Source organism: Nocardia testacea NBRC 100365, assembly GCF_000308775.1.
GTDB classification, from domain to species: domain Bacteria; phylum Actinomycetota; class Actinomycetes; order Mycobacteriales; family Mycobacteriaceae; genus Nocardia; species Nocardia testacea.
In genome coordinates this window covers 19,378-38,321 of the sequence record NZ_BAGJ01000027.1, presented here as the reverse complement: position 1 = coordinate 38,321, position 18,944 = coordinate 19,378, and the positions used below count along the sequence as shown (strand labels likewise).

Here is an 18,944-nt window from a genome sequence, read left to right as displayed (position 1 = left end):
GATCGGCGGTCCGGCAGACGAGAGGCCGACGGACCGAGCCTTGCGCGATCCGTCCGGCCGCCCCATCGACCTGCCGAAGTGCTTCCAGCTTCCTCCCGGGCCGAAATGGCCGGGAGTCCCGATCGTCATCGGCCGAGGGGCACTAGGTCCTCCGTCGAACGTGTTCGGTGTGATCGGCGCGGTCGCGGGCCTATATGTCGAAAGCGGCTCCCACATCCGTGCCGGGTCGCTTCGCGCCCGCCGGACCCGGCCGGTGCGCGATACTGCGGACCCGGACCCGCCGGACGAGTTCGTCGACGGTTGTGGGTTCGAAAACATCGGTGCCCGGCAGGGACACCGTGGCGGCCGCCGCCGCGACACCGAGCTCACAGGCTCGCAGGCAACCGTCGCCGCGGACGATGCGATAGGTGAGGGCGGCCACGAGACTGTCGCCGGCGCAGGCGTCGCTGCGGGCCCGGCCGGGCAGCGGTGGCGCGGAGATCTCGTAATCGATACCGGGTTCGGAATACACGGCCCCGAGTGCGCCCACGGTGGTCACGGCGTGCCGACCCGCGCCGGATTCGAGCAGCCGGTGATTCGCCCGCCGGGCATCGTCGAAGGAGCGGATGGGCGAGCCGATCAGCCCGGCGGCCTCCTTGCGGTCCAGCCGGATGAGGAATACGTTCTCGCCGGGCAACCGGCGCAGCTGCCCGCCCGTCACATCGATGAGTACCGGAATCCCGCCCGGCCGGGCCTGGCGGACCACGGTCGCCGTGAAATCGTCGGGGATCCCCGGTGGGACACTGCCGGTGACGACGAGGGCCGCGCTGCCGGGTAGCCCGGCCCGGATCGCCGCGAGCGCACCGGCCGTTTCCCGCTCCGTGATCGTCGCACCCGGCGGGACGATGTGGTAGCTGTGCCCGGTCCCGGTATCCGCGACGACGAAGGCTTCCCGTGTTCCACCTCCGACCGGTACCCGACGCCTGTCCATGCCCTCTCCGCGAGTAGATGGTCCAGGCGCAGCCCGGTATCGCCGCCGGAAAGGTACAGGGCGGTGGCCGTACCCCCGAGCCGCCGGATACAGCGCGCCACGTTGATACCGCCGCCGCCCGCGCGGACAGAGCGGACCCGTGCCCGGTTCTTGCCCTCCGCGATCAGCTCGTTCACTTCCAGGCATATATCGACGGTCGGGTTCAGCGTCACCGTGAGTACCCGTCCCGCTCCGTCCGGTGTGCAGCTCACGGCCGGCTCCGGTGGTGCCCACTGTTGTGCCACCGGCGCAACGCCTCGGCCGCGACGAGAGCCGGCGGCTGCCGGGTGTCGAGCACGACGGCCTCGGGCCAGGGTTCGGCGGTCGCCGAAATCGCGTGCGCTATCGGCGGGGTGGCGTCGGATGCGCCGCGGGGCCGGTCCCACAGCCGGTGGTCCGCGACGTCGCGGGGACATTCGCACCGCAGCTGCACCGGCTCGGCGCCGAGCGCGGTGGCGAGTTCGCGGGCCCTGCGCCGCTCGTCGGCGTCGGGCCAGCCGGCGTCCAGTACAACCGGCACTCCCGTCTGTAGCAGCGGGCGGGCCTGTTCCAGCAATTCGGTGTACACCCGGTGTCTGTTCTCCGGTGCGTAGGCTCCGGCGTCGTAGGCGCCGACCGCACCGGCTACCCCGCCCGCGCGCATCAGTTCCCGGCGGATCGGATCGCTCGAGAGCAGGCGTGAACCGGTGGCTTTCGCGAGCTGTTCGGCGACCGTGGTCTTGCCCGTGCCGGGGAGCCCGCCGACCAGTGCCAACCGGATCGCGCCGTACCCCAGGTGTTGTTCCACCAGAGTCAGGTGTCGCCCGGCCCGGTCTCGTGCCGCACTGTCGCCTTGGCCGTAGCGGATCACATCGACCTTCGCCCGCACCGCCGCGCGATAGGCCCGGTAGTGATGGTCCAGCGAAGACGGCGCCCGGTCGCCGCCGAGGTGCCGGTAGTCGATGAGCAGGCGGGCCGCGTCCCCGGGGTGGCCGAGGAATTCGAGATCCATGGCCAGAAAGGCGATATCGTCCAGACGGTCGATATGGCGGAGCTCGTCGTCGAAATCCAGGCAGTCCAGGATCCGGAACCCGTCGGGTAGATCGAAGATGTCCTCGGCGAGCAGGTCGCCGTGCCCATCCACCAGCCACCCGCCCGCGATCCGCTGCGCGAACAGTCGACCCCGGCCCCGGACGTAGTCCAGCGCGCGTTCCTCGATCGCGGCGAGGCGGGCGGGATCGACGACCTCGGGAGACTGTTCGCGCAGCGGGTCGAGGATGCTCCGCCAGCGGTCGCGCAGGGCCGCGCCCGTCCCGGCGCGATCGATATCCGGGCCCCGCCGGGCGCTCTCGTGGAAGGCCACGAGGGTGGCGACCAGTGCGCGCAGATCGTGCACCGGACGGCCGGGCTCGGCGAGCAGAGTGGACAGCCGGCGGCTCTCGGGCATCCGGCGCATGACCAGAACCGGCTCGTCCGCACCGCCGATCGGATCGGTGAGATGCGCGAGACCGAGGTAGACATCCGGAGCGAGCCGCCGGTTGAGTTCGAGCTCGCGCCGACACGCCCGTTCACGGGCCTGCGGCGTGGCAAAGTTCAGGAAATCGGTAGTGATCGGCTTCTTGACCTTGTACGCACGGTCGCCGAACAGGACGACCACACCGGTGTGCGTTTCCCGTAACTCGGCCGCGTCGGTGCGGGTCACCGGCTTGGCGGAGTCTGTCGGTGAGAGGGTCATCGGGGGGCCGCCGCGGACCGCGCGTGGTCGAGCAGCAGACGGCGTTCGGCGGCGGCGACCGCGCGGCGGGCCGCGGGAACGGCGTCGGGTGTCACCGAGACCGAGGTGATCCCCATCCGCACCAGGTGCTCAGCGAACTCCGGACGATTCGACGGCGCCTGGCCGCACAGCGACGAGGTGATGCCCGCGCCGCGGGCGGTCGTGATGATCTGTGCGATCGCGTCGAGTACAGCCGGATCGGATTCGTCGAACAGATCGCTGCATTGTTCGGAGTCCCGGTCGACGCCCAGCATGAGCTGCGTGAGATCGTTGCTGCCGATGGAGACGCCGTCGATTCCGAGTCCGGCGTACTCCGGAAGCCAGTACATCACCGAGGGTACTTCGGCCATCATCCAGCGATGCAGATGGCGTTGACTCCCGAGCGGACTCGAATCGATCAGCTCCAGGCAGGACTCGAGTTCCCAGCGGGTACGGACGAACGGGATCATCAGGTGCAGGTTCGGTGACTGCTCGCGCACCCGCGCCAGTGCCGCCAGCTCGAGCCGGAACACCTCGGGATCGCGGACGTAGCGGTAGCAGCCGCGGTAACCGATCATCGGGTTGTTCTCGAGGGGTTCGTAGCGATCGCCCCCGGCCAGTCCGCGGAACTCGTTGCTGCGGAAATCACTGGCCCGGTACACCACCGGCCGGGGCCGGAAAGCGGTCGCTATGCGGTGCAGTGATTCGGACATGCGGGCCACGAACCGCTCCTGCTCGCCACGGGCGATCAGATCACGTGGATGCCGGTGGTCCAGGGCCCGGGTCAGCAGGGTCTCGGCGCGCAGCAGTCCTACACCGTCGACATCGGTCGCGGCGACGTGTTCGGTGGTTTCGGGGAGGGCGAGGTTGACATACACCCGCGTGGCGGTCGGTTCCGCTCCCGCGATCGCCGCGCCGTCCGGCGCGCGGGCCGTGGCTTTCGCACCGCCACGCGCGGCTCCGGCACGGATCACGCCGGTGGCGCCGTCGACCGTGACCAGCGCGTGATCGGTGAGGGTCGTGGTGGCGGTGCGCGCGCCGACGACACAGGGTATGCCGAGTTCCCGCGCGACGATGGCAGCATGACAGGTCATACCGCCGCTGTCGGTGACCACGGCGGCGGCGCGGCTCAATGTGGGCAGCCAGTCCGGGTTGGTCATCGGCGCGACCAGGATCTCGCCGTCGCGCAGCGTATCGCCCCGGGAGGGGGAGTCGAGGACCCGGACCGCTCCGGTGGCCGAGCCGGGCGCCGCCGCGAGCCCGCGGACCAGAATCCCGGAGTCCTCCGGCGTACCGCCGGTATCGCCGGAGCTCCGCCCGGGCAGGGTCGTGATGGGCCGAGCCTGCACCAGCCACAACCGCTCGCTGTCGAAAACCCACTCCACATCCTGTGGTGTGCCGTGGTGATGTTCCTGCACGGCCAGAGCCATCTGTGCGACAGCGACGGCCTCGGATTCGCGCAGGACCGGTGCGGCGGTGTCGGCCGCGGACAGCGCGACCCGCCGGTCACCGTCTGCGCCGGCCACCACGGCGTACTCCTGATGACCCCCGCGAGTGTTCAGCAGCGTCGGCCCGGCGGCGTCGAGCAGATAGGTATCGGGTTCGGTGGCGCCGGAAACCACCACCTCCCCTTGGCCGCGGGCGGCCTCCACCACGACGCGGTCCTCGCGTCCGGTGGCCGGGTCGGCGGTGAACGCGACTCCGGACACCCGCGCGGTCACCATTTCCTGCACCACCACGGCCATCTGCGGACGGTCGGTGATCTTGCGCCGCGCCCGGTAGGCCAGCACGCGCGGGGTGAAGAGGGAGGCCCAGCATTCGATCACCGCGTCCAGCAGCTTCTGTTCACCGCGCACGTTGGTCAGGGTCGCGTTCATGCCCGCGAAGGAAGCGGTCGCACTGTCCTCCCCGACCGCGGAGGAACGCACAGCGACCGGGATACCCGTGCCGAGTGCGCGGTACGCCGAGCCGATGACCTCGCGTACCGAGGGCTCGAGGACGGTGTCGTGGATCAGTTCGCGCATCGCGCGGCACCGTTTCGCCAGTTCTGGCCCGTCGGTGACCGCGTCGAGCGTCGCGGAGTGCAGACGGTCCAATTCGGCACCGTGGCGGCCGTGGGTGATGACGTGTTCGTAGCAGGCACGAAGGATGACGAAACCGGGCGGGACGGGCAGTCGCGCCGCCACGAGTTCGCCGAGGTTGGCGCCCTTGCCGCCTGCCTCCGCCACATCGCCGATGCCGAGTTGATCGAACGGTGCAACATATCGGCCCATGGTCGCTCCTCCGTGAATGCGCGGCGATGTCTCAGGGATGAATAACGGTCACGGGGGCGTGGGGTAGACCGAGCGAGTCGCCGAGGTCCGTGGACCAGGCGATGATCGCGGGCCAGTCGCGCAGGTCGCCGTAGCGTCCGCCTCCCATGAGCCGGTGGAGGGCACGGGCCTTGAACGACACCCCCACGCGTTCGTAGTGCCCGGCGAACGTCCGGTAGTCCCGGGCGGCGACTTCCTTGCACAGCGCGGTGATCTTCGGCGGGGGTGTCCTGCCCAGCCGGCGGCCGAGAGGGCCGCGCAGGGCAGGGCCGAGTCCCACACCGAACAGCCGGAGATCGGTGGTGGCGAGCTGGTCGTGATGGTGGCGTAGGTAGTCGGCGGCCGCCGGGAGGAAGTCCATGTCGTGGATGGCGCTGCCCAGGATCACGGCATCGAACCGAGACGGGTCGGGCGCGTGGTCGATATCGTGCAGTTCGACTTCGGCGCTGCGCTCCTTGAGATCGGCCGCGACGTATTCGGCGATATCACGGGTGGAACCCTCTTCGGTGGCATAGAGGACTGCGATACGCGGGCGCTTCGGTGTCATGTCCTCAGGGTCCAACGAGTCGCAGTACGGGGGGAGGGTCCTGATACCTCCGGCGCCGGGACCATGGACCCGAGCGCGGTCGGGGTCCGCGCCGGGCCTCGGCACGACCCTGTGGAGGTACTGCCGGAGGACACTTCGACAGGTGACTTTCGCCTGTCTCGGCGCGCTCGGGCGGCCGCAAAGCTGAGAGGCGAACACCTGCCCGCGACCACTGAAGGGCCGGGGTGTGCAGGCGCCACAGCCTTCTTCGGGCCGACGGCGCGGACCGATTCGAGAGTGAGGACCTGTTATGACCGGGATCCACCCCGACGCCGAAGCCGTCCACGCCGCCCTCGCGCTGGCCGTTCGCGCCCCGTCGGTGCACAATACGCAACCCTGGCAGTGGCGGGTGGGTGACCGGACAGTGCACTTGTACGCCGACGAGAGCCGACGACTGGCCTGCGCGGACCCGGACGGGCGCGACGAGATCCTCAGTTGCGGGGCTGCGCTGCACCATTTCCGGGTCGCGGCCAGGTCCCTGGGATGGCGGACGATCGTGCACCGCATCCCCAACCCCGCCGATCCGGCGCATCTGGCCGCGATCGAATTCGCCCGCGTGACGCCGACCGCGGCCGACGAGGAACTGGCCCGTGCCATCAACCGCAGGCATACCGATCGCCGGCGGGTGTCCTCGTGGGAGACTCCGCCCGCCGATCTGGCCACGCTGCTGGCCGCGGGCACCGAGGAGGGCGCCGAGGTCCGGGAGATCACCATCGGCCCCGGGCGTTCCGCTCTGATGTCGGCGTTCACCCGGGCGGCCGGACAGCATCGCCGCGACCCGTCGTACCGGGCGGAGCTGTCGATGTGGAGCGGGCGGCACGCCTCGGCCGACGGAGTGCCCGCGCGCAATGCGGTACCGGTCGCGGACGACGATCCGTTCACCCGGGAATTCGCGGAAGCCACCCTCAGCGAATCCGGGGTGCGGGAGATGACCCAGGGTGGCAGTCTTCTCCTCATCCACACTGCTGCCGACGATCGTTTGTCCCGGCTGCGGGCAGGTGAAGCCGGAAGTGCCGTACTGCTCGCGGCGACCGTGCTCGGGATGGCGACCTGCCCCATGAGCGAGGCCCTGGAACTACCGGATACCCGGGCGGCAGTACAGGGCGATGTTCTCGCCGGTATCGGGTTCCCGCAACTGATCATTCGCGTCGGCTGGGCGGAAGTCGCCGCCGGCACCGTGCCCGTCTCGCCGCGGCGCCCGCTCGCCGAAGTAGTCGGCCGGCTGCGGTAGCAGTTTCGTCGGCGGCCGGGAGTGGTTCGGGCCGATCGGATCGAGCACGGAGTGCGCTATGAGCGAGACGACCGCCCGGCCGCCCACGACACCGATCACGACAGCGGTCGATGGATCCGGCTCGTCGTTTCGTGCCGGGGCGTGGGCCGGCCTGGACCGCGCGGCCGGTGGAACCACCGGCACACCGAAGGGAGCGGTCCATGTCCACAAAGTCATTCTTGCCCAACGTATTCGATAGATTTCCCCGACCTTCGTCGAAGCCTCTCCGTCGGCTCCCGGCGCATCGAGGAAGGCGATTATCTGCGGCTGACCACAATCCGGTCGTGTGTCGATTTCCTGACCCGGATCCGGCTGAGCCGGCGGGCGCACTCACCGGGGACGGCAGACGAGCACCGGGCACTTCGAATGATGGAGCAGGAACATGACAGTCGGGCCGGGTGCCACCGATGCGCCGGTCGCGCGCCGGTCCCCGACGACCAGAAGTTGGGCCGTTGCCGATCTGCGTGCCAGGACATGTGCGGGCGAACCGGAAACTGTGGTCTCGCTCGACCGGACCGCTGGATGTTCGCGGGCCATCCCGGCCGGCGCGCGGGCGATCCCGGCCGGCGGTGCCAGCGCCGCGGCGCCGTAGCGACCGCCGGGCATATCCCACCGGGGGCGTACTACTTCGAGGCCGGCGCCGAGCGCTTCCGCCAATTCGAACCCCTGGACCAGCGCCGGCAGTGTCGACTCACTGCCATCGAACGCGACGACCACCGGCCGCTCCCGCGGGATCGGATGGCCCGGCATACCCCGCCACACGGCCACCGGGGAGTACGCCCGTGCGACGACGCCCGTCGTCGTCGGGCCTGTCCGCCTCTCCCCGAACGCCGTCTGAGCGCCCACCACGAGCATCCGGGCTCGGCGGCTGCGCTCTACGAGGACCGCCGTGGCCGACCCGGTGGCGATTTCGGTGGCCGGCTCCGCGACGGCGGGTGCCGAGCAGGTGCCGATGATCAACGCGGTCCGGCGGACGACGACCGCCGCGTCCGGGACCTGGTCCGGGTCCGGGAGGCGGGGCCCGTGGAACCACGGTCGCGCACCTGAGGCGTGCCGGTGCCCGGGAAGCGAAAGGACGTGTACCACCAGAAGTGGGGCGTGTAATGCTCCGGCGATGTATGCGGCCCAGCGCGCGGCGTTCAACGACGCGGACGAGCCGTCCGTACCGAGGATCACCGGAAGTACCCGGCCGCCCCCCGGGCATTCGTCCATGGCTACGCAGTCGCCGGTACTCGACACGACTTGCGATTGCCCGGTATACGCATGACATCCTCCGAAACCATGGCCCCGAATGTCCGGCTGCCCGATCCGGTGCAGCGGTGAGACCATCGTTCCCCAGACGCGGACCTGCGGGCAAGAGGCCGATGTCGGAGGTGCCGGGGCCGTAAGTCCTCCGGACGACCGCGGGCCGTCGTTGCGCACGGTGCTCGGAACTCATTCGTTATGATCGGTGACCTTTGCCTCTGCCGGCCGCGCGGCGACCGGAGCGACAGTAGAGGGGTCGACTCCGCAGGGATCGACTCCGACCGACGAAAGCGGCTGCGCATGGGCACTCACGAGTCCCATATGACCCAGTCGGACCTGTTCACCTGGAGCATGGAACAGGATCCCGCGCTCCGGTCGACGATCGTCTCGGTACTGGTCCTCGACTCGGAACCGGAGTGGGACCGGCTGGTCCACGTCTTCGACCGGGGAACACGGGTCGCGCCCGGCTTCCGCCATGTACTGGCCGCGGCGCCACTCGGGCTCACCCCGCCGCGCTGGCAATACGACCCCGATTTCGATCTGTCCTGGCATCTCCGGCGTATCGCGCTACCGCCACCGGCGGATCAGGCGGCGGTGCTCGAATTCGCCCGCAACGAGGTGATGACAGCGTTCGATCCGGTGCGACCGCTGTGGACCTTTACTCTGCTGTCGGGCCGGCCCGGCGGCGGAAGCGCGGCCGTGCTGAAAGTTCATCACAGCCTCACCGACGGTGTCGGCGGTATGCAGATCGCCACGGAGGTATTGGACTTCACCCGGGAGGGAACCGAACGCGGACCGGTACGAGAACGACAACCGCATCGGGCGGCGGCGGTAGCCGATGTACTCGCGTGGAACTGGTCCGCCGGCTGGGGATTGGTGCGGGGCGGCATCTCGGCGGTCACCACCGCGTCGGTGCGTGCCGCGGCCGATCCGGTGCGTGCTGTACGTGACGGTACGGCGATGGTTTCCTCACTGGCTCGCCTGGCCCGTCCGGTGACCGAGACCATGTCGCCGGTGATGATCGGACGTGGGCTCGGTCGGCGGCTGACCGTGCTGGAAGTGCCACTCGCCCAGCTGGAGGAGCCCGCGGTGCGGGCCGGGTGCACCGTCAACGACGCCTTCCTCACTGCGCTGTTGCTCGGATTGCGTTCCTACCATCGGCGCTACGACGTGTCGCTCACCCGGGTCCGGGTGACCGTGCCGATCAGTACCCGGACCGCCGACGACCCGCCCGGCGGTAACCGCATCACCCTGGCCAGATTCGCCGTCCCCGTCGACACCGACGATGTCGGGGAACTGATGTGGGCGGTTCGTGACCTGGTGGAGCGTTGGCGCCGGGAACCGGCGATCCCGTGGTCCAACGCGGTGGCGGCGGTGTTCAACCGGCTTCCTGCGGGTGCCGTCGCCCAGATGCTCAGACATATCGATTTCGTGGCCTCGGATGTGGTGGGCTCCCCGGTGCCGCTGTATCTGGCGGGTGCGGAGGTCGAGCGGATACACGCCTTCGGGCCGACCATCGGTACCGCGTTCAACGCGACGCTCATTTCCCATATGGGAACGTGTGCGGTGGGGATCAACGCCGACACCGCGGCAGTGCCGGATCTACCGGAGTTCACCGAATGCCTGGCCTCCGGATTCCGCAAGGTGGCGGCGTTCGCCCCGCGTCGCGACGGGATGGTGGCCCGATCCGGCGCGCGTTCGGGCATATCGTGAACGAGCTACGGCCGCTCGATACCGGATTCATCGAGCTGGAGGACGCCGACCGCCGGATCAGTCTGGGTATCGCGGTGACAGCGGTGTTGGCCGGCCCGCCGCCGCGACACGAGGAGTTCGCGAGTCTGCTGAACACGCGCATTGCCGGGATGCCCCGGATGCGGCAGCGGGTGCACCGCACCGTGCTCGAGCTGGCCGCACCGGAATGGGAAGACGACCCGGCTTTCGATCTGGGCCATCACCTACGGTGGGTGGCACTACCGCGGCCGGGACGGGACACAGCGCTGTGGGAGCTGGTGGCGGCCGAGATCGAGGAGCGGCTCGACCGGGACCGTCCCCTGTGGGAGTGCGTTGCGGTGGAGGGTCTGGCCGACGATCGCTGGGCGGTGATCCTGAAGGCCCATCACAGTCTGGTGGACGGGATATCGGGGCTGGCCGTGTTCGAGACCCTCTGCGATCCGCTACCGGTGGACGATGGGGCGGCCCGTGGCACCGGCGGGGCACAGAAGCAGTCGGGAGGTACCGGGTGGGCGAAGCTTCCCGCGGCGGTGTTCGGCGCCGTGCGCAGCCTCGTTCCGGTCGCCGCCACGGTTCTCGAGCAGGGGCCGGTGTCGTCGCTGAACGGTCCGATCGGGCACCGGCGCCGATATACCGCGGTGCGCCTGTCGCTGCCGGTGGTCTCCGCTATCGGTGCCGCCTACCAGGTGACCGTCAACGATGTCGTACTGGCCGCGATCACCGCGGGATACCGGGACCTGCTGCTCGGGCGCGGCGAGGATCCGGCGGCGCGCCCGCTGCGGATACTGGTGCCGGTCTCCATGCGTGCCGCTCACGCGAAATATGTCATGGACAACCGGGTCTCGGCGGTGCTGCCCGACCTTCCCGTCGGCCGCGCCGACCCGGTCGACCAGCTCCGCGCGGTCCATATGACCATGAAAGCGCACAAGTCGGGCGGTGCGCCGGGTGCCGAACACCTCGTGCTGGGGCTGGCGCGCGGGCTGCCGTTCGCCGCCGTCGCATGGACGCTGCGGCTCGTCGCCAGATTTCCGCAGCACGGGGTCGCGGGCCTGGCGACCAATGTGCCCGGTCCCCGGCATCCGCTCACCCTCCAGGGCCGGCCGGTGCTGAAACTGTTGCCCGCGGTGCCGATCGCCATGCGCCTACGGACCGCGATCGCGATCCTCAGCTATCACGATCACCTGGTGTTCGGCATCACCGGCGACTACGACTCCACCCCCGATATCGAGGTGCTCGCGACAGGAATCCGCGGTGCTGTGCGGGCACTCGCCGAGCGGGCCGGTTGCGGTGTGGCGGCGGCCGACCCGGTGGACCGGACTCCGCCCCGTCCACCGGTACCCGAACCCCGGACGCCGGATATGCGGTGAACGCGCTCATTGCCGGATCCCTCGGGCCGGCTCCCGGGTAGCGGACGGAGCCATCGGCTGTCGATAGGCCGGCCGGCGCCGTCTCGGGTGGAACACCTCGGTCTGCCTGCTCCGGATGTTGCGGCCAGGGGAATAATGGCCGGTCTGGACCGCCCCGGGCCAGCCGGTGAGATTGCCGAGTTCTCGCCTTCGGTACGGGCTACGGTGGGCAGCGCGGTCGAGACCGAGGGTGAGCCGATGAATGACAGCAGAACACTGCGGGCCTGGTGGAACGACCCGGTCGACTACCGCTGGCTGGTGCGCACGCTGGCGGCGCGGTCGGCGCTGGGTCCCCTGAAGGTGCTGGTCGGCGTCGCGGGCGCGGCGATCGCTGTGATGGGCTCGGTGATCGCGGGTACTCCGGTGGGCCCGGCCGGTGATCCCGGCCTCGCGTCGACGGCCGGGGTGCTGTGCGGGACGCTGTGGGCGCTGCGCTGGTGGCTTTTGCCCTGGCCGGGCAAGACCGAGTCGCTGGCGCTGATCGGCGGCGCGGATGTGTTGTTCACCGTGGAGTTCCTCCAGGTGCCGGATCGGCTGTTCGGGGCGATGGGTGCGGTGCTGCTCATGGTCACCGGTAGCTACCTGGGCTTCTTCCACAGCGCTCGGGCCCTGGCGGCGCATTCGGTGTGGTCGTTGCTGTCGGTGATCGTGTTCTCGGTGCGGATAGCCACCGGGGGCGGCGATATCCGGCTGGCCTGTGCGGTCGGGCTGCTGTTGTTCGTCTCGGTGGTCAGCGCGCTACCCGCGTTGCAGATCCTCTACTGGCTGTTGCGCACCGAGTCGCTGTCGGACCCGCTGACCGAACTGCTGAACCGCCGGGGTCTGGAGATCCGGTTGCCGCAGCTGATCGACGGGTTTCCCGCGGTCTGCGTCATGAGCCTTGATCTCGACCGGTTCAAGAGCGTGAACGACACCTGGGGGCATCGCGTCGGCGATACCGTCCTGGTACGGACCGCCCGGCGGTTGCACGCCGCCGTGGGGGACCGGGCGGTGGTGGCGCGTACGGGTGGGGAGGAGTTCGTGGTAGCCGCGCCGATGGACGCGGTGGCCGCGCGCGCCGAGGCCGAACGGCTGCGCCTCGCGGTCGCCGACCCGCCGGAGACCGCGGTGGAGGTCACCGCGAGTGTGGGTGTCGCGGTTTTCGACACGACGATCTGTCCCCGGTGCCCGCGCCCGACCCCGGATCGGCTGCTGCAATGCGCCGACGCCGCCATGTACCGGGCCAAGCAGTGCGGCGGGAATCTGGTGGTGGTCGACGAACTCACCCCAGCGCGGGATCACCGGCATCCGGCCGCCGGATGAGGCGACGGCACGGCCGGGCGGGCACCCGCGCCGGTCGTGAGAATCGGCTCATCCGGCGTGATCAGCGCTGGAACATCCCCCTGCCATACTGCTGGGCGGTCTCGGACTCGCCGCGGCCGGGAACACCGGGCTCGCCGTCGCACTGGCCCTCCCCGCCCTCCTCGCATCGGCCCTGGTCTGTTCGTCCCGGAGCCGGTGGGACCGGGCGGAATCCTCCCGGTGAACCGCCCGGTTTCCGCGCTCGGCAACGAGCTGTATACAGGGGGGATGCCGACTCCGCACTGGCAGCCGTTCCTGATCGCTGCTCCGCTCATCGCGTTCACTCCGGGTGCGAACCAACTACTGTCGCTGCGGAACGCGGTGCAGCAGGGCGCCGTGGATGCGCTCGTGGCCGTGTCCGGCCGGCTGTCGGCTTTCCTGCTGCTGGTCCTCGCGACAGCGGTGGGTCTGGGTGAATTGCTGGTCACCTCCGAGCCGGTGTTCACGGCCGTGAAATGGTGCGGCGTCGCGTATCTGCTCTACCTCGGGGTGTCCATGCTCTACCGGAGCCGCTCGGCAGGTGCACCGGACTCGTCCGGCAGCCCGCCGCCGGACGTGTCGCCGCTGCGCCGGACGCGCCGGCAGCTGACCCGGCAGGAGTTCACGGTGGCGCTCACCAATCCCAAAGCGCTGCTGTTGTTCGCCGCGCTCCTGCCCCAGTTCGTCGACCACGCGGCAGGGGCCGTTCCCGCACAGTTGATCGCACTGGGCCTCGGCTACCTCGTCATCGAGTTCATCGCGGCGACGGTGTACGCGGGGGCGGGCGGAGCGCTCAACTCGTTCGATATGCCGCCGCGCACCCGGCGCTGTCTGGATCGGGGCACCGGCGTCACCATGCTCGCGGTGGCGGGCGGGCTCGCCTTCGCGCGCCGGTGAGCCCGGCGGCGCCGGTCGCACGCCGCGTCCTCCCGCTGCCGGTGCTCACGTGATCCGATGCCCACCCGACGTAGGCCGGGCACCGATGCGACCCGCGCTGTCAACTCCTTCCCGGCTGACGAAATATTGTGCTCTCGTGCGGGCACGGTGCGTGCTCACACCGCACGAACTTCGGTGAGCTGCCGCCTGCCGTCTTCCCGCGACCCCACCGCGGGCGCGGGAGTCCGGAAAGCGCGGTCGTACTGTGGCGGGTGCGGCAGCCGCGCGCCGAGCCGGTCCGCGGCCTGCCGAATCCAGGCGGGATCGCGCAGCAGGGCCCTGCCGAGGAAGACCGCGTCCGCCTGTCCCTGCGCGATGACCTCCTCCGCCTGCTCTGGGGCGACGATCATGCCCACCGCGCTGGTGCGGACCCCGGCTTCGTCGCGGAGCCGCGCGGCGAAGGGAACCTGGTATCCCGGCCGCACCGGGATCGCCGCGTCGGGCACGGAGCCGCCGCTGGACACGTCGACCAGGTCGACTCCGAGCCGCTCGAGATGTGGCGCGAGCGCAATCGACTCCGCGACGGTCCATCCCGGCCGCGGGTCCTCGGTATCGCCGCCGAGCCAGTCGGTGGCCGAGAGGCGGAAGAACAGCGGTAGTTCCGCCGGCCATTCGCGGCGGACCGCGGTCACGACCTGGAGTGCGAACCGGATGCGGTTGTCGAAACTTCCGCCATAACTGTCGGTGCGGGTGTTGGACTGCGGCGACAGGAACTGATGGATGAGGTATCCGTGGGCGCCGTGTAGTTCGAGTACCTGGAACCCGGCCGCGGCGGCGCGGCGGGCGGCGGCGGCGAATTCCTCCACGACAGTGGCGATCTCGGCGGTGCTCATCTCGGCGGGGGCGGGCAACCGGCCGAACGGCACCGCGCTCGGGCCCACCGTGGGCCAGGTCTGCTGCGCGCGGTCGGGATCGCGCCACGGCCGCCCGGTCGCCGCCTTCCGACCGGCGTGTACGAGCTGGATTCCCGGCACCGTGCCCTGGGCACGCAGGAATCCGGTGTGGCGGCGCAGCACTTGGACCTGCCGGTCGTTCCAGAGCCCGAGGTCGTAGTCGCTGCTGCGGCCGCCGGGGGTGACGGCGGTGGCCTCGACCACGATCAGCGCCGCTCCCGCGACCGCCCGGGACCCCAGATGCTGGAGGTGCCAGTCGGTCGCGGTGCCCACGTCGGGGCCGTCGGGGACGGCGGCGAACTGCATCATCGGTGACATCCAGGCCCGATGAGCGATGGTGATCTCCCGCAGGGTGAGCGGGGTGAAGAGCTGACTCATGGCCTGCCTGTCCTGATACTCGGTGGGACGCGGGTGGTGTCCCCGCTGCCTGTCAAAGCGACGCGAGGCCGAGAAATTCCCGGGCGGACGCGACGAGCTCGGCTTCGGCGACTCCGTGGGTGACGGCGAAGCGGACGGGATCGGGTTCCGCCATATCGAAGGGGTAGTCGCTGCCGCAGACGATCCGGCCGGCACCCGCGTGGCCGCGCAGCAGAGTCAGCAGCTGGGGGTCGTGGGCGACGGTGTCGAACCACAGCTTCTCGAACGACTCCGCCGGTGGCCGCGCGGATCCGCTCCGGACATCGGCGCGTGCGTGCCAGGCGTGGGACCAGCGGCCGAGCAGCCCGGCCGAGCAGCCGCCGGCGTGCACGAAGCACAGGCGAAGTCGCGGGAGTTCCTCGAGGACGCCGCCGAGCAGGGCCGAAGCCACCGCGGTGGCCGTCTCCACCGGGTTCCCGATCAGATTGACCAGGTAGTAGTCCGGCCATTCGGGCCGGGGGAGTTGCATCGGGTGCACCAGCACCGCCAGATCCAGCCGGGCGGCCTCGGCGAGTACATGGTGCAGCGGACCTCGGTCGAGGGATTCGCTGCCGAGCAGCGGCGGGATCGCGACCCCGGCGATCCCCGGTGTCCCGGCGAGTTGTTCGAGCTGCGCGGTGGTCCGGCCGGGATTGCCGAAGGTGACCATGCCCAGGCCCACGAGGCTGCCCGCCGACGAGGCGACGACTTCGGCCAGCGCGGTGTTGAACGCGGCGACGTAGTCCTCGGTCCCGTCGGCGTCGTGCACCGGGAAGGCGAACGGTGGCGCGGAGAGCACCCGGACACCGACCCGGGCGCGGCGCATATCCGCGCGGATCGCGGGCACATCGCTCATCGCGGTGGCCCGGATCGACAACGGGACGTTCCCGAGGTACAGCTCGCCGTCGCGGTCGTGCAGCCGCCCGAACGGAGAACCCGGCGGCAGGTGGAAGAGTTCGCGCGGCAGCCAGTGGGCGTGGACATCGACGACGCCGGGCGCGATATCGGACTCGATCATGCCCGGCCGCCTTCGGTGCCGGCATCGCTCAGCGGCAGCGGCGGGTTCGCGCTGTCGAGGTGTTCGACCGTGGTGAAGACGAGGTCGGTATCACCGATGTTCTCGATATCGTGCAGCAGGTATTCGCCCGGGCCGAAGTGGAAGTGCCGGGTCTCGCCGGCCGTGTAGGACACCTCCCGGACGGTGCCGTCGTGGGTGTGCTGTCGGCTGCGGCCCGCGTCGACGGCGGTCCAGAAGTAGTCGAGGACGTGCCGGTGGGCATGCCATCGCTCGCCCGGGGCGAGCCGGATCTCCCATACCCGTACCCGGGGCGATTCACTGAGCAGGGCCGAGCCGACGTGGCCGTCGTAGGCATGATCGGCGAACTCGGTGCGCAGCCAGCCCGGCCAGCTGTCGAAATCGGTGGCGACGAGTTCGCCCGCGATCGGCAGGTCGTCGAGGAACCTGTTGTCGGTCATATCTTCTCCTGTCTCGAGAGGGTGGTGGGTCAGTGGCCCGGCCCGTAGAGGCCGAAGCGGAGCTCGGGATCACCGGGCGTCCAGGTGTTGGTGAACTGGGAGCGGGTGCCCATCGCCTGTACCCGGGCCAGCAGCGACGCGCTCAGTTCGAGCCGGCCGGGTTCCCATTTCGCCAGCGCCGCGGCGATATGCCCGTCGGCGTCGGCCAGCGCCGAAGCCAGCGCCCAGGCATCCGCCGCGGCCTTCGCGGTGCCCGCCGCCGCGTGCGGACGCGCGCTGCAGGCGGCATCACCGATCAATGCCACCCGCCCCAGGGCGGTGCTCGTGGCGCGGCAGTCCGAAACCACCTGGAGGTAGGGCTGCTCCGTCGCGGTGACGACCTCCGCGACGGCCGGCGCCAGCACGGCCGCCGCGGTCTCTTTCATCTCCGCGATGTAGCGGTCCTGCACCTGGCCTGGATGGACCGATACCGTACCCGCGAAACCGCGTTTGTCGAGTAGTAGTTCGGTCAGCTCGGGTCCGGCGGGGACATTGCGGTACCAGACGTAGTTCATCAGCCGGTGCTCCGATCCCGGGCCCTCATCGCCCGGGATCGGATAGAGCGTGAGGTGGGAGTTCGGTACCACGCTGTAGGTGATGGCGTCCCCGGTCAGCTCGGAGGTGGCCGGGGAGACGTCGCGGACGGGGACGGTCCCGCGCCAGCCGACGTAGCCGGAATACTGCAGTGTCGCGTCGGGGTCGAAGTGGGCGCGGGCGACCGAGGTGATGCCGTCGGCGAAGACCACCAGGTCGGCGGTCTCGGTACGGCCGCTGACGAACCGGACCGTGGCCGCGTCGTCGTCCTGTTCGAAGCCGCAGGCGAATTCGCCGAGATGGTAGTGCTCGGTGCCGAAATCCGCGAGCAGCGCCCGGTAGAAGGTTCCCCACGAGGTGTAGGTCCAGGTGCGTTCCTCCCGGTAGACGATGGTGTTCGCCCGGTCCAGGTACTGCACATACGAGGTCGAGGTACTCAGGTCGGCGAGCCGCTGGGTGCTGCGCTCGGCGAACCAGCGCACCGTATCGGGTTGCAGGACGATCCCGCTGCCGCGCCCGTCGAGGGCGGTGGGCGTGCGTTCGTAGATATCGACGGAGAATCCGAGGTCGCGCAGGAGCAGCGCGGTGGTCAGCCCCCCGATGGATCCGCCGACGACGATCGCCCGGGCCGAGTCGTAGGTGTTCATGAATGGCTCTCTTCTCGGCCGGTGGCCGGTGCGCAGGGATGGGAGGGTTCCGGTGCGCCGGTGGAGTCCGGGGATGGCGCATCGGTGGGCAACGGCTTGCCGCGGGTCTCGGGCGCGAACGCGAGTCCGAGGAAGGCGACGAGGCCCAGTGCGGCGATCGCGGCGGTGGCGAGGCCGAGGTCGCCGCTGAACCAGGAGGTCGCGATCACCCCGGCGACCAGCGGCCCGGCCGCGGTGATCACCCGCCCGACGCTGTTGACCACGGCGAGGGCGGTGGCCCGCACGCTCGGCGGGAAGACCTCGGGTCCGTAGATGAAGGTGCCGGACAGGGCACCGAACAGTCCGAAACCGAGTACCGGCATCGCGATCAGGAAGCCGAGATAAGTGTGTTCGAAGGGGAATACGTAGCCGATCGCGACAGCCGACAGGACGAAGCTCAGGGCGAAGGTGCGGCGTCGCCCGAGCGCTTCGGCGAGGAAACCCCACGACGCGTAGCCGAGGATCCCGCCGGCATTGAAGAGCATCGAGGCGAGCGCCACCCGGTGATCGGCGGTGCCGACGGGCACGGTGGCCTCGTTCGCGGTCATCTGCCGGATGATCTGCGGGTACCAGGTCGATACGCTCCAGAAGGAGATCAGTGAGCCGGTTGCCAGCGCGGTACATACCAGGGTGGGACGCAACAGGTGTCCCGAGAACAGGCGCCGCAGTACGAATACGTCTTCGGCAGCGGGGTTCTCGCGGCTCTTGCGATTCCGGCGCGCCCGGATGTTCGCTTCGATCTCGGGCGGCTCCGGAACGTAGCGGCGGATGAACCAGACCAGCAGCGCGGGAACGACCGCCAGGGCCATCATCGTTCGCCAGCCGTGACTGCCGAGCAGCGCGTAGGTGGCCGCGGCCACGAAGAATCCGGCGGCGTAGCCGGACATCATGACGCCGCCCGCGCGGGCACGATACCGGTTACGCCAGGTCTCCGCGATGAGCGCGGCGCCGACGGGTGCCTCGACGCCGGAGCCGACGCCCGCGATGAAGCGCAGGATACCCATCTGCCACCAGGTATCGGCGAACGCGGCGACCGCGGTGAACACCGCGTAGGTCAGGATTCCGAGGGACAGGACCCGGGTCCGGCCGAAATAGTCGGCGAGTATGCCGAACAGGATGCCGCCGACCGCCCAGCCGAGGAGGAAGAGGGCGACGGTGAGGCCGCCGTAGAAGCCGATCGCCGAGCTGTCGGCGGTGATTCCGCTGCGGGGCAGCAGTTCGGACATGGCCGGACCGAGGACCAGGACATAGAGGCTGCCGGCGAATCCGTCCAGGCCCCACCCGAGGGTGGTACCGACGAGTACCAGCCACTGCATCCGGCTGATCTCGGTGCGCACGGTGCCGGCACCGGTCTGTGGCGTCATCATCGACGC

15 protein-coding genes are annotated in these 18,944 nt (G+C 70.1%); 5 read left to right on the top strand and 10 right to left on the bottom strand.

Going from position 1 to position 18,944, the window contains the following annotated elements; translation table 11 throughout:
- Positions 1–190: 190 nt before the first annotated feature.
- The 4 genes from ON38_RS03365 to ON38_RS03350 all read right to left on the bottom strand — a co-directional run bounded on the left by ON38_RS03365 (position 191) and on the right by ON38_RS03350 (position 5,600).
- Entirely contained in the window at positions 191–970 is a 780-nt protein-coding gene (locus ON38_RS03365; RefSeq protein ID WP_051164321.1) for a 1-phosphofructokinase family hexose kinase, read from the bottom strand.
- Positions 971–1,217: 247 nt separating this feature from the next.
- The gene (locus ON38_RS03360; protein WP_083872192.1) at positions 1,218–2,723 is read right to left on the bottom strand and encodes a bifunctional aminoglycoside phosphotransferase/ATP-binding protein; all 1,506 of its coding nucleotides are present in this window, start codon (positions 2,721–2,723) and stop codon (positions 1,218–1,220) included.
- Positions 2,720–5,014 carry a phosphoenolpyruvate synthase gene (gene ppsA, locus ON38_RS03355; protein ID WP_039822255.1) on the bottom strand — a complete coding sequence of 765 codons (2,295 nt, stop codon included), beginning with the start codon at positions 5,012–5,014 and terminating at the stop codon, positions 2,720–2,722. Before ppsA ends, ON38_RS03360 begins: the two co-directional genes overlap by 4 nt.
- 31 nt (positions 5,015–5,045) lie before the next feature.
- A complete protein-coding gene (locus ON38_RS03350) occupies positions 5,046–5,600 on the bottom strand; it encodes a flavodoxin domain-containing protein (RefSeq protein WP_039822253.1) in 555 nt (184 codons plus the stop codon).
- 289 nt (positions 5,601–5,889) lie between these two features.
- Between ON38_RS03350 and ON38_RS03345 the strand changes: the two genes are divergently transcribed.
- Complete coding sequence (locus tag ON38_RS03345) at positions 5,890–6,870, top strand: Acg family FMN-binding oxidoreductase (protein WP_039822251.1); 981 nt, start codon at positions 5,890–5,892, stop codon at positions 6,868–6,870.
- A gap of 369 nt (positions 6,871–7,239) precedes the next feature.
- On the opposite strand, the gene ON38_RS03340 is transcribed toward ON38_RS03345, so the two are convergent.
- Positions 7,240–8,148: a universal stress protein gene (locus ON38_RS03340; protein ID WP_169333241.1), complete on the bottom strand. Its 909-nt coding sequence runs from the start codon at positions 8,146–8,148 to the stop codon at positions 7,240–7,242.
- A 327-nt stretch (positions 8,149–8,475) separates the two neighbouring features.
- Here ON38_RS03340 and ON38_RS03335 point away from each other — a divergent pair, with 327 nt between their 5' ends.
- The 4 genes from ON38_RS03335 to ON38_RS03320 all read left to right on the top strand — a co-directional run bounded on the left by ON38_RS03335 (position 8,476) and on the right by ON38_RS03320 (position 13,508).
- A complete protein-coding gene (locus ON38_RS03335) occupies positions 8,476–9,867 on the top strand; it encodes a wax ester/triacylglycerol synthase domain-containing protein (protein ID WP_083872209.1) in 1,392 nt (463 codons plus the stop codon).
- Positions 9,864–11,252 carry a wax ester/triacylglycerol synthase family O-acyltransferase gene (locus ON38_RS03330; protein WP_085995333.1) on the top strand — a complete coding sequence of 463 codons (1,389 nt, stop codon included), beginning with the start codon at positions 9,864–9,866 and terminating at the stop codon, positions 11,250–11,252. The genes ON38_RS03335 and ON38_RS03330 overlap by 4 nt, the downstream gene beginning before the upstream one ends.
- A gap of 237 nt (positions 11,253–11,489) precedes the next feature.
- Positions 11,490–12,593 (top strand): GGDEF domain-containing protein, encoded by a 1,104-nt coding sequence (locus ON38_RS03325; RefSeq protein WP_157181644.1) that lies wholly within the window; start codon positions 11,490–11,492, stop codon positions 12,591–12,593.
- A gap of 267 nt (positions 12,594–12,860) precedes the next feature.
- Entirely contained in the window at positions 12,861–13,508 is a 648-nt protein-coding gene (locus ON38_RS03320) for a LysE family translocator (RefSeq protein ID WP_039822363.1), read from the top strand.
- Between the two features lie 155 nt (positions 13,509–13,663).
- Here ON38_RS03320 and ON38_RS03315 read toward each other — a convergent pair whose 3' ends face one another.
- The 5 genes from ON38_RS03315 to ON38_RS03295 are packed head-to-tail and all read right to left on the bottom strand — an operon-like array spanning position 13,664 to position 18,938.
- On the bottom strand, positions 13,664–14,818 hold the full coding sequence (locus ON38_RS03315; RefSeq protein ID WP_051164319.1) for an NADH:flavin oxidoreductase/NADH oxidase: 1,155 nt from the start codon (positions 14,816–14,818) through the stop codon (positions 13,664–13,666).
- Between the two features lie 52 nt (positions 14,819–14,870).
- The gene (locus ON38_RS03310; RefSeq protein ID WP_039822249.1) at positions 14,871–15,854 is read right to left on the bottom strand and encodes an amidohydrolase family protein; all 984 of its coding nucleotides are present in this window, start codon (positions 15,852–15,854) and stop codon (positions 14,871–14,873) included.
- Positions 15,851–16,312 (bottom strand): cupin domain-containing protein, encoded by a 462-nt coding sequence (locus ON38_RS03305; protein ID WP_039822247.1) that lies wholly within the window; start codon positions 16,310–16,312, stop codon positions 15,851–15,853. The genes ON38_RS03310 and ON38_RS03305 overlap by 4 nt, the downstream gene beginning before the upstream one ends.
- Before the next feature lie 29 nt (positions 16,313–16,341).
- Positions 16,342–17,532 carry an FAD binding domain-containing protein gene (locus ON38_RS03300; RefSeq protein WP_039822246.1) on the bottom strand — a complete coding sequence of 397 codons (1,191 nt, stop codon included), beginning with the start codon at positions 17,530–17,532 and terminating at the stop codon, positions 16,342–16,344.
- Positions 17,529–18,938 carry an MFS transporter gene (locus ON38_RS03295; RefSeq protein WP_039822245.1) on the bottom strand — a complete coding sequence of 470 codons (1,410 nt, stop codon included), beginning with the start codon at positions 18,936–18,938 and terminating at the stop codon, positions 17,529–17,531. Before ON38_RS03295 ends, ON38_RS03300 begins: the two co-directional genes overlap by 4 nt.
- Positions 18,939–18,944: the final 6 nt, after the last annotated feature.